Below are 15,420 nucleotides of genomic sequence, written 5' to 3'. Positions count from 1 at the left end.
TTTGCAAACCTCCTTTAACTATTTCTTTTTACCGCTAACAGGCTTTGAAGGCCCTTTTCTGGTTCTGGCATTAGTCTTTGTACGCTGACCTCTGACAGGAAGACCCATTCTGTGTCTTCTTCCTCTGTAGCATCCAATTTCAATAAGACGCTTAATATTTAAAGCAATTTCTCTTCTCAGGTCACCTTCAACCTTAAACTCTTTGTCAATTACATCTCTAAGCTTATTTACTTCCTCATCAGTCAAATCTCTTACTCTGGTATCTGGGTTAATGCCAGTCTTCACAAGTATTTCATTAGACTTAGCTCTTCCAATTCCAAAGATATAGGTGAGACCAATTTCTACCCTTTTTTCTCTGGGCAAATCCACTCCGGCAATACGTGCCATCTTATCTTACACCTCCAATAAAATTCTCATGTTTCTTTCAAAAAGCCTTTGGCCTTTTGCCACGCGAAGCTCATTGGTGAATGCACCTAAAGCATGCTCGCGTTTTCGAGCTAACCTCCACGCCCAGCTTGGGCATAAAAATCAGCAAAGCAATGTTGCGGTAATTTGCAGCCGCATTTTGCTTTTCAAGCTAATTCTCCACCGAATGTACAATGATGTAAAATACAACCGCCATTCCCACAGGCATCATAGTCCAAACGATATCGTCAAATATTTAAAATATCAGCAAGAAAAACAAGAAATTGGGATAATTCAAAGGAATTGAAAATTCTTATGAATTGAAAATTCTTATGAATTGAAAATTCTATGTTCAGCCGCTTTCTTGATGAAATTTTACGAAGTTAATAAATACAATATTGGGTTCTTATTAACCCTGTTTCTGCTTGTGCTTTGGATTCTCACAAATAACCATTACTCTGCCTTTTCTCTTAATAATCTTACACTTTTCACATATAGGCTTAACTGATGGTTTAACTTTCATTACAATAACCTCCTTATGGTAAGAAAAAATTTACATATATTATTTAATCTTATATATTTTTAATAATACCTTTTCTTTTTAGTCATTGACCATAATAAAGGTATGTATTATTTAGCTCTCCAAGTAATTCTTCCTCTGGTAAGATCGTATGGTGATAATTCAAGAGTTACCTTATCTCCCGGAAGAATCCTAATAAAATTCATCCTAAGCTTTCCTGAAATATGAGCAAGCACCTTATGTCCATTTTCTAATTCTACTTGAAACATAGCATTTGGTAATGACTCAACAACAGTTCCCTCAACCTCTATAACATCATCTTTTGCCAAACTAACACCTCCTCCAAAGGTTGAAATATCTATAGTAAATAATCAATCATCCTTTATATTTGAATTTTTAAATTCTGCAAGCGATTTCCTGATGTCAGCATTCGTAATTCTAATATCAGATGATATTTTTTGAACAATTATATCATTAATATCTTTAGTAATAACTAAGTGTTTGATTTTCTTCTTTTTTGGATTTTCAACTCTTCGAAGATCACCATCGCTGATATACACGTAATCAGTGTCTATAATCTCTGTTATAATAAATATTTTCCCAGTATCTCGCCCTGCTTTTGAATACACAACCTGTCCCAGGACTACATTCAAACTTAGTCACCTCAATAATTTAGATTCACAATCAAACCAATTATAAATTATACAACAAAATAAAACTAATAACAATAGCTTATTAAAAAAACTTTTTAGAACCTTGTCAGTATCACCGGCCCATCTTCCGTTATTGCAACAGTATTCTCATAGTGAGCCGAAAGTAATCCATCAGAGGTAACAACAGTCCAGTTATTATCCAATACCTCAACATTGTAGCTGCCTTCATTTATCATAGGTTCTACAGCTATTACCATCCCTTTTTCCAGCTTTACCCCCCTGCGCTTTGTAACATAGTTTGGTATTTCAGGTGGCTCATGCATTTGAGTTCCAATACCATGCCCTACAAAATCCCTCACAACGGAGAATCCTGAATTTTCAGCATAATTTTGAATTGCACCGGAAATATCACGAATATGATTTCCTATAACCATTTGCTTAAGTCCCTCAAAAAAACTTTGTCTGGTTACATCGATCAACTTCTGTGCACCCTCGGATACTTTCCCAACCGCGAAGGTTCTGGCCGCATCAGCATGATATCCGTTAAAAAACACCCCAACATCTATGCTAATAATATCGCCATCTTTCAGCCTGTTTAAACCTGGTATTCCATGTACCACCTGTTCATTGACAGATGCACATATGCTGGCAGGAAAAGGCGGAACACCAGGAATCCCCACATCATATCCCTTGAAAGACGGAACAGCCTTGTTTTTCACTATAAATTCTTCAGCAATTCTGTCCAATTCTTTAGTAGTAACACCCGGAACAGAATTCTTCTTAATAAGCTGAAGAGTTTCATACAAAATCTCTCCGGATTTTCTCATCTTATCAATTTCCGCCTGCGACTTAATAGTAAACATAGCTTAGCTCTCCAATACTTTTAAAACTCTTGCCGTAGTTTCTTTAACTTCATCAGCACCCTCTGCTGTTACAAGCTTTCCTGCTTTTTTATAGTAATCAATAAGCGGTTGTGTTTGCTTATGATAGGTTTCTAATCTGTTTAATACAGTTTCAGCCGAGTCATCCGCCCTTTGAATCACAGGGGAATTGCAGGCATCGCAAATGCCTTCAACCTTCGTAGGATTAAAAACCATATTATATGTAGCTCCGCAATTATTACATACACGTCTTCCGGACATTCTTTCAATAATATCTTTATCCTTAACATCTATTAAAAGTGCTTTATCAATAGAAGTATTCATCCCGATCAAAACTTTATCCAAATATTCTGCCTGAGGAATTGTTCTTGGAAATCCGTCCAATATATATCCTTTGGCACAATCATTATTTTCTAATCTATCTTTAATAATTTCTACAGTAAGCTCATCAGGAACAAGCTCGCCTTTATCCAAATATCCCTTTACCTTTTGCCCCAATGCTGTATTGCCCTTTATATTTGCTCTGAAAATATCGCCTGTTGAAATATGCGGTATTTCATATTTTTCGGAGATTACCTTTGCTTGAGTACCTTTACCGGCACCTGGTGCCCCCAATAGTATAATTTTCATGAATTATGTCCACGCACAGATTTCGTTGTAATAAGTACCGGCATGGACTCTGTCCCCCTTTATCGTTTATTCAATATAATCAATTACGGCTTCAAGCCCTTTACACAATAAAATATTCAGACACTGTCCTATCTCTCTTATTCAAATTTATGCCTTTAAGCCGATAGCAATTTTCTTGCCGAAAAATAAAACATTTAATACTAAGTTTAGGGCCTATGACGTATCATAAACCCCAAACAATTTTTATCATTTTTTTATCAATTGCACAAATAATATATTCTGAAACAAAAAGTACATATCTTCTTATTCCAGAAAACCCTTGTAATGTCTTGTCAGCATTTGTGACTCAATCTGTCTTACAGTATCAAGTGCAACACCAACTAGAATCAATACGCTTGTTCCGGCAAACCAAACGCCCTGGACACCGGTAATAGCACCAATTAAATATGGGAACAGGGTGATAACTGCGAGGAAAAGTGCACCAAACCAGGTAATCCTGTTCAAAACCTTTGCGATATAATCAGATGTCGGCTTTCCAGGTCTTATACCGGGAATAAATCCTCCGTTTTTCTTCATATTATTAGCCAGCTCAATTGGATTGAACTGAACATAAGTATAGAAGAATGTAAAAGCAACAATAAGTATACCGTAAAATACTGCATATGACCAATGTGAAGGCCAATCCTTCATAAACACAATAAATGCATTTTCTGATTTTGAGCCAAAAAATCCAACTATAGTAGAAGGCAGCATCATAATCGACATAGCGAAAATTATCGGGATAACACCAGCCCAGTTTACCTTAATAGGTAAATGAGTGCTCTGTCCTCCATATACCTTTCTTCCCACAACTCTCTTTGCATATTGTACAGGTATACGCCTCTCAGCTTGATTAACCCAAACAACGCAGGCTATTACCAATACAAAAACTAAAAGTATAGCTATAATACTGATAATTCCTATAATTCCGGAGCCGAGGTTTCCTATTTGATAATTATTTATAAGGTACATTGCACCTGTCGGAGCTGACGATACTATACCGGCAAATATCAGCATAGATATACCATTACCGATACCATACTCTGTAATCTGTTCACCAAGCCACATCAAAAATGCTGTACCGGCAGTGAGTGTAAATGTTACTGTAATGAAGGTCATAACGTTAAGTCCTGAAATAAGTGAAGATCTAAGACCAACAGTAATAGCTGTCGCTTGTAAAAAAGCCAGTATAACTGTAACATACCTAATCCATTGGCCTATCTTTTTCCTGCCTTCTTCGCCTTCCTTTGACAACTGCTCCAGTCTGGGTATAGCAATTGTCAAGAGCTGCATTATAATTGATGAATTAACATATGGTGTAATACTCATTGCAAATATAGTTGCATTTTTAAAAGCACCGCCGCCAATAACATCAAGAAAATTAAATAACTGCCCGCTTCCAAGGAGTTTCTCAAAAGCAGCAGGATCGAGGCCAGGCACAGGAAGTCTTGAACCCAACCTAAAAACAATAAGCAAACCCACTGTAATAAGGAGTTTTTTTCTCAAATCAGGAATTTTCCAGGAATTCTTAAGTGTATCCAACATTCCACTCACGTTATACCACCTCGACCTTTCCTCCTACAGCTTCTATTTTTGCAATAGCTGTTTTCGTAAATTTAGCCGCCTGAACTGTTAATTTCTTATTTAATTCACCGTTACCTAAAATAACTACTCCATCAATAATCTTTTTAGCAAGGCCAGATGATTTTAATAGCTCCTCATTTACAACAGTACCATCCTCAAATATATTCAATTGAGAAATATTCACTTCTGTATATTTAGTTGCAAACTCATAATTATTGAATCCTCTCTTTGGTAATCTCATATACAGAGGCATTTGACCACCTTCAAAGCCTGGTCTAACACCGCCGCCCGCACGTGCATTCTGTCCTTTATGACCTTTGCCGGCTGTTTTACCGTTACCACTGCCTATACCTCTACCTTTTCTGTTAGGTAGTTTTTGGGATCCAGGAGCAGGCTGTAATTCAAATAATTTCATTGACTACACCTCCCTATATTTCTTCTACACTTACAAGATGTGAAACTTTATTAATCATACCTCTGATTTGAGGGTTATCATTTTGCTCAACAGAAGTATTGATTTTTCCTAAACCAAGCGCTTTTACAGTAGCTTTTTGCCTTGCGACTGCTTTATTAGTGCTTCGTTTTAGAGTTATCTTTAACTTAGCCATTAATGTTTCCCCCTAACCTAGAATTTCTTCTGCATTTTTTCCGCGAAGTCTGGCAACATCTTCAACTGTCTTTAACTGAGCAAGACCCTTGATAGTAGCATTGACCATATTTATAGGATTGTTTGATCCCAATGACTTCGTCCTGATATCATGTATTCCGGCAAGCTCCAATACAGCTCTGACAGGTCCGCCGGCTATAACTCCAGTTCCTTCTCCTGCCGGCTTGAGCAATACTTTACCTGCTCCGAAAACTCCTACAGCTTCATGTGGAATTGTTGTTTCTACTAACGGAACCTTAATAAGATTTTTCTTTGCATCTTCGATACCCTTACGAATAGCCTCGGGTATTTCAGCTGCCTTTCCCATTCCGCTACCAACATATCCATTTTCATCTCCTACAACAACAAGAGCACTGAATCTGAAATTTCTACCACCTTTAACAACCTTTGTTACACGTCCTATATTAACAACTTTCTCTTTAAGCTCTCCTAAAGTGTTAGCATCAATTCGTTGCAATGTATTCCCCTCCTTCTCTTAGAAATCCAAACCTGCTTCTCTGGCACTATCTGCAAGCTCCTTAACTCTTCCATGATAGATATAACCGCCCCTATCAAAAACAACCTGCTTTATACCCTTTTCAATAGCCTTAGCTGCTATTAATTTTCCAACCTCTTTAGCTGCTTCCTTGTTTCCACCGTTAGCAACTTTTCCTTTTATAGCTGAATCAAGGGTTGAAGCGGATACAAGAGTATTACCGTTCGTATCATCAATGATTTGAACATAGATATTCTTTAAACTTCTAAAAACGTTCATTCTTGGACGTTCCTGAGTTCCATTAATTTTTTTGCGTACTCTTAAGTGCTTTCTGACTCTAATCTCGTTCTTGTTCTGTTTATTAATCATTTACTCTCATCTCCTTTCTACTTTTTACCCTTGCCGCCTGACTTACCTTCTTTACGTCTGATAACCTCAGTATCGTATTTAATACCTTTACCCTTATATGGTTCAGGCAATCTCTTTCCGCGAATCTTTGCTGCCCACTCTCCAACAGCTTGCTTGTCAATACCTCTAACAATTATCTTGTTAGGTGCAGGTACTTCAGTTGTAATTCCGTCCGGATCATCCATTTCAACAGGATGAGAATATCCCAATGTTAATACCAGCTTTTTCCCCTGCTTCTGAGCTCTGTAACCAACACCGTTTATTTCAAGATTCTTTGCATATCCATTAGTTACACCCTCAACCATATTGTTAACAAGAGTTCTTGTTAAACCATGAAGGGCCTTATGCATTTTAATATCAGAAGGTCTCTGAACTAAAATCTGCTCACCTTCTACTTTAATGATCATATCCTTGTGGAACGCTTTTACAAGTGTGCCTTTTGCTCCTTTTACAGTCAATACATTGTCACCGTCAAGCTTAATATCTACTCCCTTAGGGACAGCAATAGGCAACTTTCCTATTCTTGACATTTCAATACCTCCAGTTCTTAAAATTATGAGCGATTACTCGCCCTTTTCAGACCTTTTTTTAGCTATTAATTAATTTATAGCCATTCATCGGCATATAGCCAGGAAAAACAAAATGTGCTTTCTATCTTCTGTACACAGATAACCATCTATAACAGCCAGACCATTATGAAAAACACGAAGTGTTTTTCCCTACGCTATTTTTCAACAGAAAAATTGCGTCTTTTACCAAACAAATGCCAGTACTTCTCCGCCTACACCTTCAGTTCTGGCTTTCTTGTCAGTCATAATTCCCCTTGAAGTTGAAATTATTGCTATTCCGAGTCCTCCCAATACTTTAGGCAGTTCCTCTTTACCGGCATATACTCTCAACCCGGGCTTGCTTATTCTCTTTATTCCAGTAATAACATTCTGCTTGTTATTTGTATACTTTAAATTAACTCTGATAACACCCTGCTTACCATCATTCATTTCTTCAAAATTCTTTATATAACCTTCTTCCAGCAATATAGTTGCTATTGACCTTTTAAGGTTGGAAGCGGGTATATCAACTGATTCATGTTTAGCAGAACCTGCATTTCTAATTCTGGTTAACATATCAGCGATTGCATCAGTGATTTGCATATGTTTAACCTCCTTCCAAAGACTATTACCAGCTTGCCTTTTTAACGCCAGGTATTTGACCCTTGTACGCTAATTCTCTAAAGCACAAACGGCAAATTCCAAATTTTCTAATGTATGCATGCGGTCTTCCACATAATTTGCATCTATTGTAACCTCTAGTACTAAATCTGGGTGTACGCTGTTGCTTTACTATCATGGACTTCTTTGCCATGCCTTCAATCCCTCCTTAATTCTGGCTGAATGGCATACCAAGCAACTTCAAAAGCTCTCTGGCTTCTTCATCACTTTTTGCCGTAGTCACAAAAACTATATCCATTCCTCTAACTTTATCAACCTTATCGTATTCAATTTCAGGGAATATAAGCTGTTCTTTGATTCCTAAAGAGTAATTGCCTCTGCCGTCAAATGAATTGCCTGAGACACCCCTAAAGTCTCTTACTCTAGGTATAGCAACATTTAAGAGTTTGTCAACGAACTCATACATTCTTTCGCCTCTTAATGTTACTTTGCAACCAATATTCATTCCTTGTCTTAGTTTAAATGCTGCTATTGACTTTTTAGCCTTAGTTACAACAGGCTTCTGTCCAGAAATCAGCGTCATATCACTAACAGCTGAATCCATAGCTTTTGGATTATCCTTAACTTCTCCGACGCCCATGTTAAGAACTACTTTTTCAAGCTTCGGAATCTGCATGCTGCTGCTATATTTAAACTTTGCCTGCAAAGCTGGAATTGCTTCCGATTTATATTTATCTTTCAACCTTGCCATCCACGTTACCTCCTTCCAGTAGAGCTATTAAACATCTTTTTTATTTATTACTATTTCGATTATTTCATCACATTTCTTGCAAGTTCTTGCCTTCTCACCATTTTCAAGAATTGTCTTTGCTACTTTTGTAGGCTTGCCACATTTGTCACATACCAACATCAGATTTGAACTATCAACAGGTGCTTCCTGATGGATAATTCCACCCTGCTGGTAATTACTTCTTGGTTTTTTATGCTTAGTTGCCATGTTAACACCTTCAACAATTACTTGATTAGTAGAAGGATTTACGCTTAATACTTTGCCCTTTTTACCCTTATCCTTGCCTGAAAGAACAAGTACCGTATCTTCTTTCTTTATATGAACTTTGTTAGCCAAATTAAGCCGCCTCCTTCCTTACAGTACTTCTGGTGCCAGAGAAACTATTTTCATAAATTCTTTATCTCTTAATTCTCTCGCAACAGGTCCAAATATACGAGTTCCTCTCGGGGTTTTATCATCTTTTATAATTACTGCAGCATTTTCATCAAATTTGATGTATGAGCCATCTGCTCTTCTAACACCTCTTTTTGAACGTACAATAACACACTTAACTACTTCACCCTTCTTTACAACACCGCCGGGTGTTGCATTTTTAACTGAAGCAACTATTACATCACCTATGTTAGCATACTTTCTCCAAGAACCGCCAAGAACCTTTATACACATAAGTTCTTTAGCTCCAGTATTGTCAGCTACTTTCATTCTAGACTGGACTTGAATCATAATGGTACCTCCTTCCAATATTTCTGCTTAGACTGACACCAATATTATTGTGCCTTTTCAACAATTTCAACAAGTCTCCATCTTTTTTCTTTACTTAATGGCCTTGTTTCCATAACTTTAACTTTATCGCCTATATTACACTTGTTCTCTTCATCATGTGCCTTCAGCTTAAAAGTTCTTTTAACAATCTTTCCGTATAACGGATGCTTTACACTAGTTTCAACAGCAACAACAATAGTCTTATCCATTTTATTGCTGACAACCTTTCCAACTCTAGTCTTTCTCAGTGCTCTTTCTACCAAGTGGAATTACCTCCTTCCGAATACTTACATACTTCTATGGTTAAGGTTTTTCAATAGCTTATATCAATCTTATTGACTATTATTTTTCGGCACCACTAAGCTCTTTTTCCCTTATAATTGTCTTAACCTTGGCTATGGATTTTTTAACATCCTTTAGCTTCATTGGGTTCTCAAGCTGATTTGTAGCAAGCTGAAATCTAAGTTTGAAGAGTTCAGACTTTAAATCAACCAATTCCTTATTCAACTCTACCATATTCTTTTCTCTGATTTCACTAGCTTTCATTTGCTTCACCACCCATTTCTGTCTCACGGGCAACAAATTTACATTTTACCGGAAGCTTATGCATAGCAAGTCTTAACGCTTCTCTTGCAGTCTCTTCTGGTACTCCCGCGATCTCAAATAATACTCTTCCCGGCTTAACTACTGCTACCCAGTATTCCGGTGAACCTTTACCGCTACCCATTCGAGTTTCAGCAGGCTTTTTTGTTACCGGCTTATCTGGGAATATCTTAATCCAAACTTGACCACCACGCTTGATATAACGAGTCATAGCAATTCTGGCAGATTCGATTTGGTTACTTGTTATCCAAGCAGGCTCCATAGCCTGAATGCCAAATTCGCCGTTGCTTACAACATTGCCTCTGGTAGCCTTACCAGTCATTCTGCCTCTGTGAACCCTTCTACGTTTTACTCTTTTGGGCATTAACATTATTTAACTCCTCCTTCCGCTTTTATCTCTTTCTTAACAGCTGGAAGAACTTCTCCTTTATATATCCATACCTTTACGCCGATTTTTCCATAGGTTGTATTTGCTTCAGCAAAACCATAGTCTATATCAGCACGAAGTGTTTGAAGCGGAATAGTTCCTTCATGATAATGCTCAGTTCTTGCAATTTCTGCTCCGCCAAGTCTACCAGCACATGAAGTTTTTATACCCTTAGCACCACTTTTCATAGTTCTGGACATACACTGCTTCATAGCTCTTCTGAAGGAAATACGCTTTTCAAGCTGTGATGCAATATTTTCTGCAACAAGCTGAGCATCCATATCAGGAGTTTTAATCTCAGTAATATTTATCAGAACACTCTTGCCAGTCAATTTTTCAACTTCTTTTCTTAAATCCTCAATGCCTTGTCCACCCTTACCAATTACAAGACCCGGCTTTGCAGTATTTACATTAATTTTAACTTTATTAGCTGCACGATCAATTTCAATTCTTGATATACCTGATATATAAAGTTTCTTTTTTATAAAATCTCTGATCATAACGTCTTCAACGAGATAATTGCTGAATGTCTTTTTATTAGCATACCATTTAGTATCCCAATCTTTAATTACCCCGATTCTGAATCCATGTGGATTTACTTTCTGGCCCATTATCCAACCTCCTTTTCACTTATTGTCTTTCTTTTACAACCAGTGTAATATGACTTGTTCTTTTTAAAATTTTAAACGCTCTTCCTTGTGCACGCGGCTGAATTCTCTTTAATGTAGGTCCCTGTGTTGCATATGCTTCAGCAACATAAAGATCGCCATAATTTAAATTGTTATTATTTACTGCATTAGCCTCTGCTGACTTGAGAATCTTATATAAAACCTCTGCTGATGCTTTAGGAGTAAACTTGAGAATTGCATATGCCTCGTCAAGACCTTTATCTTTTATTAAATCCAGTACTATTTTAACTTTTCTGGATGATATACGTGCATATTTTAATATTGCTCTTCCTTCATCCTTACCTATACCAAGAACTTTTCTTTCTTTTTTAGTAAGAAGTGCAGGCTTATTTGACTTCCTGTGCTTAGCATTCTGTTCAGCTAATATTTGATCTTTATTTTTTAATAGCTCCTCTTTGGACAATACCTTTTTCTCCAACTGAATAGCCTCCTTTCAGTTCTAATCTTAGACTTATACTTTCAGTGCTTGATTAACCAACTTCTGTTATCTCAGAGAAGTGGATTTCTCATTGCCACCGTGTCCCTTATATGTTCTGGTCGGTGCGAATTCACCAAGCTTGTGGCCAACCATATCTTCTGTTAAAAAAACCGGCACATGCTTCTTTCCATCATGAACAGCAATTGTATGTCCGACCATTTGAGGAAATATAGTTGAAGCTCTTGACCAAGTCTTGATAACTTTCTTTTCATTAGCCTTGTTCATATCTTCAATTTTCTTCATCAAAGACTCTAACACATAAGGTCCTTTTTTTACTGATCTACTCATAATTCTTAAATCCTCCCTTCGCCAGCATCTCTAGGATTTGGCGGAGCGGCTGCACCGCTCTCACTACTAGGCTCAAAAGCCTCATCCCTATACATTATTTCTGATTTCTTCTCTTAACGATAAACTTATCTGAACTGTTCTTCTTCTTTCTTGTCTTATAACCAAGAGTTGGTTTACCCCAAGGTGTAACAGGACTTGGTCTTCCGATAGGCGATTTGCCTTCTCCACCACCATGAGGGTGATCACATGGATTCATAACAACACCACGCACTGTAGGTCTGACACCCATCCATCTTTTTCTTCCTGCTTTACCAACCTTAATATTTTCGTGTTCAATATTTCCAATCTGTCCGATAGTTGCTTTACAATTAATTCTAATCATACGAACTTCGCCGGACGGAAGTCTAACCTGTGCATATTCGCCTTCTTTAGCCATAAGCTGTGCAGAATTGCCGGCTGATCTTACCAACTGTCCGCCTTTTCCGGGCTTAAGCTCAATATTATGAATTAATGAACCAAGAGGAATATGTGAAAGCGGAAGTGCGTTGCCCGGTCTGATATCAGATGATTCACCTGACTCTACCATATCACCTATGCTTAAGCCTACCGGCGCAAGAATATATCTCTTTTCGCCATCTGCATAGTTAAGAAGTGCAATATTTGCAGTCCTATTTGGATCATATTCGATTGTAGCTACCTTTGCTTTAATCCCGTCTTTATCTCTTTTAAAATCTATAACTCTATATTTTTGTCTATTACCGCCGCCTTGGTGACGAACAGTAATCCTACCAAATGAGTTTCTTCCCCCGTTTTTACTTTTAGGCTCCAACAATGACTTCTCAGGCTCAACCTTTGATAATTCCGAGTAGTCAAGTGATGTCATAAACCTTCTGGCAGGGGTTGTAGGACTATACTTTTTTACTGCCATCTCTTCTCACTCCTTTATAACTTAAAACTTTTATTGAGCAACACCGAATTCTTCGATGCTGGATTTATATTTCTTAGCATTTGATACTGTCTTACCGCCCTTAGCCAAGTATTCAACCGACTTCGGATTAGTATCTATTTTGACAATAGCCTTTTTCCATGCCGGACGTGGTCCTTCATGCACACCTGTGCGCTTGACTTTGCCATCATAATTCATCGTATTTACCTGCAACACCTTTACATTAAAAAGTGCTTCAACCGCTTTTCTGACTTCGGTCTTTGTTGACTTAACATCAACTATAAAAGTGTACTTTCCGGAAGCGATTTCCATATTACTTTTTTCAGTAATATATGGCTTAAGAATAATGTCCTGTGGTAATCTCATTATGCGTACACCTCCTCAACCTTTTCAACAACATCCTTTGTTATAATGAATTTGTCATACTTCAAAATATCAAATACATTGATAGTATTTACAAACGCAGTCTTAACTCCAGGAATATTTTTTGCAGACTTAATAACATTTTCATTACTTGAATCAATTACAATTAATGCAGTCGAATCAATTTTCAGGTTATTAAGAACGCCTACCATTGATTTTGTCTTTATTGCATCTAATGCCAATGCATCTAATACAAGCATTTCATTAGCTGATACCTTGGATGTCAATGCAGATTTTAATGCAATACGCTTCAACTTCTTAGGAAGAGTATATTTGTAGCTGCGTGGCTTAGGTCCTAAAACAATACCACCCTTAATCCACTGAGCCGAACGGATACTTCCTTGTCTTGCACGACCGGTTCCCTTTTGTCTCCATGGCTTTTTACCGCCACCTCTAACTTCACTCTTGGTTTTAGTAGACTGGGTTCCCTGTCTTCTGTTTGCTAACTGATTAACTACTACAGTGTGAAGTGCTAATTCATTTATTTCTGTACCGAAAACATTTTCGCTAAGCTGAACATCTCCGATTACTTCACCTTTCATGTTATATAAATCAACCTTTGGCATGTGTTACGTCCTCCCTTCAACGTTATTATTTACCGGATTTAACCGTATTTTTAATAACAAGCAATCCACCCTTTGGACCTGGTACAGCTCCCTTAATAAGAATAAGGTTTCTCTCTGCATCAACTCTGACAACTTCAAGATTTTGAACTGTAGTTTTATCCATACCCAAATGACCTGGCATTTTCTTACCTCTAATTACTCTACCCGGAGTAGTACCTGAACCCAAGGAACCGGTTCTTCTGTGATACATTGAACCATGAGTCAACGGACCGGTTTTCTGTCCAAATCTCTTAACAACACCGGCAAAGCCTTTACCTTTAGAGATACCAGTTACGTCTATTTTATCTCCAGATTGGAACATATCTTCAGCTTTGATTTCCTGTCCAACTTCGTAACCTGAAACATCTTCTAGCCTAAATTCTTTAAGATATTTCATCGGGTCTAGCTTAAGCTTTGTGAACTGCCCTAATTTAGGCTTATTCAGCTTCTTTTCCTTAACTTTTAAATATCCAACCTTTATTGCATCATATCCGTCAGTCTCAACTGTCTTCTTTTGAACAACAGTTAATGGACCTGCTTCAATAACTGTCACCGGTATAACCAATCCTTTTTCGTCAAATAATTGAGTCATTCCGATTTTTTTACCTATCATTCCCTTTTTCATTTAAATTACCTCCTATGGTTATTGGTTCATATGTCTGCGTGACGCATTTCACGCTATGAACATGACCTGTCTGCCCTGACCGATGAATCTCTGAGTTAGTTCATTATATTATAGATATCTTATAATTTAATCTCAATATCTACGCCAGCTGGAAGATCCAGTCTCATCAATGCGTCAACAGTCTTTGGCGTTGGAAGAAGAATATCAATCAATCTCTTATGAGTTCTCATTTCAAACTGCTCTCTTGAGTCCTTGTATTTGTGCGGAGCTCTCAATATTGTGATTATCTCCTTTTCAGTAGGAAGAGGAACCGGTCCTGAAACCTTTGCTCCTGTTCTCTTGGCAGTTTCAACAATCTTTTCAGCTGATTGATCTAATACCTGATGATCGAACGCTTTTAATCTGATACGTATTTTCTGTTTGTTTGACATACATATACCTCCTCGTACGTTGTATTTGGTTACGTACAACAAGTATTGTTCTGTACACTACGCCGGGTGTTTCATAACGTTTTATATAAAAACCCAGGATTGTTCTTATCCCACAGAACCTTCGGTTCATTGGACAAACTTAACCTGGGCATTTAAAGCGATTATATTACACAATATTATATAACGCAAAATGTACAGTGACTTGTCGCCCGGTTTCTTGAATCGGACATTCTCAGTAAAAGTTACCTATTTCTATTGAATAGCAATCTCCTACGTCATCGTATGCCTTCGCCACAACATTCAATATTTTACTACATTTTTTATTCATTTGCAAGAGTTATTTTTATTTTATTTAATTAAAGTCAAAACAAATTCAAACCCAAACTACGTTCAAAATTAGCTTAAAAGCTTATTGACCTGAAAAAACGATATAAAATATCGCCGCGAAGGTTTAAGCCGTAATTTACTTTAATAATAGGCTTATAATATATAACTTATCTTATAATTATGTATAAATCCTAAATTCCCGCATAAAAGATATAATAATCTATAAATTCAGCTCTATATTTTTTTTAACAAAATAAAACAGAGTTTCAAGCTTTAGGCTCAAAACTCTGATATAATTCCGGCAGAGACTTACTTTCCCGGGCCGTCACCAGCCAAGTATTATCAGCACTGAGATGCTTAACTTCCGTGTTCGGTATGGGAACGGGTGTGTCCATCTCGTCATTTCCACCGGAAATTTGTATCTCTTCAACAAGCTTCTTCTCTCCTTGAAGAGTTTTTAACATTTCCTTTTCTTTCTTCTGTACCGCTTACATATACTATTACATTCCTGTTCGCTTTGTCAAGTACAATCTTCTTTGTACCTTCAAAACTAAATAATGTTATCGATTTGAAAAACTCTCATTTATAGATTAAA

General features: G+C 37.2%; 28 protein-coding genes and 1 rRNA gene. All 29 read right to left on the bottom strand.

Translation table 11 applies throughout. From position 1 onward, the window contains the following. Positions 1–18 precede the first annotated feature (18 nt). Positions 19–387, bottom strand: coding sequence for a 30S ribosomal protein S13 (rpsM, locus tag LY28_RS16070; protein ID WP_110463204.1), 369 nt, complete (start codon positions 385–387; stop codon positions 19–21). 427 nt (positions 388–814) lie between these two features. Further along, complete coding sequence (gene rpmJ / locus LY28_RS16065; RefSeq protein ID WP_110463203.1) at positions 815–928, bottom strand: 50S ribosomal protein L36; 114 nt, start codon at positions 926–928, stop codon at positions 815–817. Positions 929–1,035: 107 nt separating this feature from the next. Beyond that, positions 1,036–1,254: a translation initiation factor IF-1 gene (infA, locus tag LY28_RS16060; RefSeq protein WP_110463202.1), complete on the bottom strand. Its 219-nt coding sequence runs from the start codon at positions 1,252–1,254 to the stop codon at positions 1,036–1,038. 42 nt (positions 1,255–1,296) lie between these two features. After that, on the bottom strand, positions 1,297–1,578 hold the full coding sequence (locus tag LY28_RS16055; RefSeq protein WP_110463201.1) for a KOW domain-containing RNA-binding protein: 282 nt from the start codon (positions 1,576–1,578) through the stop codon (positions 1,297–1,299). Positions 1,579–1,673: 95 nt separating this feature from the next. Next, entirely contained in the window at positions 1,674–2,441 is a 768-nt protein-coding gene (gene map / locus LY28_RS16050; RefSeq protein WP_110463200.1) for a type I methionyl aminopeptidase, read from the bottom strand. A gap of 3 nt (positions 2,442–2,444) precedes the next feature. Then, positions 2,445–3,089 carry an adenylate kinase gene (locus LY28_RS16045; RefSeq protein WP_110463199.1) on the bottom strand — a complete coding sequence of 215 codons (645 nt, stop codon included), beginning with the start codon at positions 3,087–3,089 and terminating at the stop codon, positions 2,445–2,447. A 303-nt stretch (positions 3,090–3,392) separates the two neighbouring features. Next, positions 3,393–4,682 carry a preprotein translocase subunit SecY gene (gene secY / locus LY28_RS16040; protein ID WP_110463198.1) on the bottom strand — a complete coding sequence of 430 codons (1,290 nt, stop codon included), beginning with the start codon at positions 4,680–4,682 and terminating at the stop codon, positions 3,393–3,395. Position 4,683: 1 nt separating this feature from the next. Next, positions 4,684–5,127 carry a 50S ribosomal protein L15 gene (gene rplO, locus LY28_RS16035; protein WP_110463197.1) on the bottom strand — a complete coding sequence of 148 codons (444 nt, stop codon included), beginning with the start codon at positions 5,125–5,127 and terminating at the stop codon, positions 4,684–4,686. Positions 5,128–5,140: 13 nt separating this feature from the next. Then, positions 5,141–5,320 carry a 50S ribosomal protein L30 gene (gene rpmD, locus LY28_RS16030; protein ID WP_110463196.1) on the bottom strand — a complete coding sequence of 60 codons (180 nt, stop codon included), beginning with the start codon at positions 5,318–5,320 and terminating at the stop codon, positions 5,141–5,143. A 12-nt stretch (positions 5,321–5,332) separates the two neighbouring features. Further along, positions 5,333–5,836, bottom strand: coding sequence for a 30S ribosomal protein S5 (gene rpsE, locus LY28_RS16025; RefSeq protein ID WP_110463195.1), 504 nt, complete (start codon positions 5,834–5,836; stop codon positions 5,333–5,335). 18 nt (positions 5,837–5,854) lie between these two features. Next, complete coding sequence (gene rplR, locus LY28_RS16020) at positions 5,855–6,223, bottom strand: 50S ribosomal protein L18 (RefSeq protein WP_110463194.1); 369 nt, start codon at positions 6,221–6,223, stop codon at positions 5,855–5,857. A gap of 17 nt (positions 6,224–6,240) precedes the next feature. Next, complete coding sequence (gene rplF, locus LY28_RS16015) at positions 6,241–6,792, bottom strand: 50S ribosomal protein L6 (RefSeq protein WP_110463193.1); 552 nt, start codon at positions 6,790–6,792, stop codon at positions 6,241–6,243. Between the two features lie 222 nt (positions 6,793–7,014). Next, positions 7,015–7,413: a 30S ribosomal protein S8 gene (gene rpsH, locus LY28_RS16010; RefSeq protein WP_110463192.1), complete on the bottom strand. Its 399-nt coding sequence runs from the start codon at positions 7,411–7,413 to the stop codon at positions 7,015–7,017. A 25-nt stretch (positions 7,414–7,438) separates the two neighbouring features. Next, positions 7,439–7,624: a type Z 30S ribosomal protein S14 gene (locus LY28_RS16005; RefSeq protein WP_110463191.1), complete on the bottom strand. Its 186-nt coding sequence runs from the start codon at positions 7,622–7,624 to the stop codon at positions 7,439–7,441. Between the two features lie 15 nt (positions 7,625–7,639). After that, positions 7,640–8,182: a 50S ribosomal protein L5 gene (rplE, locus tag LY28_RS16000; protein ID WP_110463190.1), complete on the bottom strand. Its 543-nt coding sequence runs from the start codon at positions 8,180–8,182 to the stop codon at positions 7,640–7,642. Positions 8,183–8,209: 27 nt separating this feature from the next. Then, a complete protein-coding gene (rplX, locus tag LY28_RS15995; RefSeq protein ID WP_110463189.1) occupies positions 8,210–8,557 on the bottom strand; it encodes a 50S ribosomal protein L24 in 348 nt (115 codons plus the stop codon). An 18-nt stretch (positions 8,558–8,575) separates the two neighbouring features. After that, positions 8,576–8,944, bottom strand: coding sequence for a 50S ribosomal protein L14 (gene rplN, locus LY28_RS15990; RefSeq protein WP_110463188.1), 369 nt, complete (start codon positions 8,942–8,944; stop codon positions 8,576–8,578). Positions 8,945–8,988: 44 nt separating this feature from the next. Beyond that, positions 8,989–9,246, bottom strand: coding sequence for a 30S ribosomal protein S17 (gene rpsQ, locus LY28_RS15985; protein ID WP_110463187.1), 258 nt, complete (start codon positions 9,244–9,246; stop codon positions 8,989–8,991). 79 nt (positions 9,247–9,325) lie between these two features. Beyond that, positions 9,326–9,529, bottom strand: a complete 204-nt coding sequence (gene rpmC, locus LY28_RS15980; protein ID WP_110463186.1) for a 50S ribosomal protein L29 — start codon at positions 9,527–9,529, stop codon at positions 9,326–9,328. After that, a complete protein-coding gene (gene rplP / locus LY28_RS15975) occupies positions 9,519–9,956 on the bottom strand; it encodes a 50S ribosomal protein L16 (RefSeq protein ID WP_110463185.1) in 438 nt (145 codons plus the stop codon). The genes rpmC and rplP overlap by 11 nt, the downstream gene beginning before the upstream one ends. Next, a complete protein-coding gene (gene rpsC, locus LY28_RS15970) occupies positions 9,956–10,624 on the bottom strand; it encodes a 30S ribosomal protein S3 (RefSeq protein WP_110463184.1) in 669 nt (222 codons plus the stop codon). The genes rplP and rpsC overlap by 1 nt, the downstream gene beginning before the upstream one ends. 19 nt (positions 10,625–10,643) lie before the next feature. Beyond that, the gene (rplV, locus tag LY28_RS15965) at positions 10,644–10,988 is read right to left on the bottom strand and encodes a 50S ribosomal protein L22 (RefSeq protein WP_479692090.1); all 345 of its coding nucleotides are present in this window, start codon (positions 10,986–10,988) and stop codon (positions 10,644–10,646) included. Positions 10,989–11,186: 198 nt separating this feature from the next. Continuing rightward, on the bottom strand, positions 11,187–11,468 hold the full coding sequence (gene rpsS / locus LY28_RS15960; RefSeq protein ID WP_110463182.1) for a 30S ribosomal protein S19: 282 nt from the start codon (positions 11,466–11,468) through the stop codon (positions 11,187–11,189). Positions 11,469–11,562: 94 nt separating this feature from the next. After that, on the bottom strand, positions 11,563–12,396 hold the full coding sequence (rplB, locus tag LY28_RS15955) for a 50S ribosomal protein L2 (RefSeq protein WP_110463181.1): 834 nt from the start codon (positions 12,394–12,396) through the stop codon (positions 11,563–11,565). Between the two features lie 30 nt (positions 12,397–12,426). Next, positions 12,427–12,780 (bottom strand): 50S ribosomal protein L23, encoded by a 354-nt coding sequence (gene rplW / locus LY28_RS15950; RefSeq protein ID WP_110463180.1) that lies wholly within the window; start codon positions 12,778–12,780, stop codon positions 12,427–12,429. Continuing rightward, a complete protein-coding gene (gene rplD, locus LY28_RS15945; protein ID WP_110463179.1) occupies positions 12,780–13,403 on the bottom strand; it encodes a 50S ribosomal protein L4 in 624 nt (207 codons plus the stop codon). Before rplD ends, rplW begins: the two co-directional genes overlap by 1 nt. Before the next feature lie 25 nt (positions 13,404–13,428). Further along, the gene (gene rplC / locus LY28_RS15940) at positions 13,429–14,067 is read right to left on the bottom strand and encodes a 50S ribosomal protein L3 (protein ID WP_110463178.1); all 639 of its coding nucleotides are present in this window, start codon (positions 14,065–14,067) and stop codon (positions 13,429–13,431) included. A 119-nt stretch (positions 14,068–14,186) separates the two neighbouring features. Then, positions 14,187–14,498, bottom strand: coding sequence for a 30S ribosomal protein S10 (gene rpsJ, locus LY28_RS15935; RefSeq protein WP_004626630.1), 312 nt, complete (start codon positions 14,496–14,498; stop codon positions 14,187–14,189). Positions 14,499–15,121: 623 nt separating this feature from the next. After that, positions 15,122–15,238: ribosomal RNA gene (gene rrf / locus LY28_RS15930) — 5S ribosomal RNA — on the bottom strand. Between the last annotated feature and the right edge of the window lie 182 nt (positions 15,239–15,420).

Source organism: Ruminiclostridium sufflavum DSM 19573, from assembly GCF_003208175.1.
Classification (GTDB): Bacteria; Bacillota; Clostridia; order Acetivibrionales; family DSM-1351; genus Ruminiclostridium; species Ruminiclostridium sufflavum.
The sequence above is the reverse complement of the archived record's forward strand: the minus strand, read 5'-3'. Positions and strand labels throughout refer to the sequence as shown.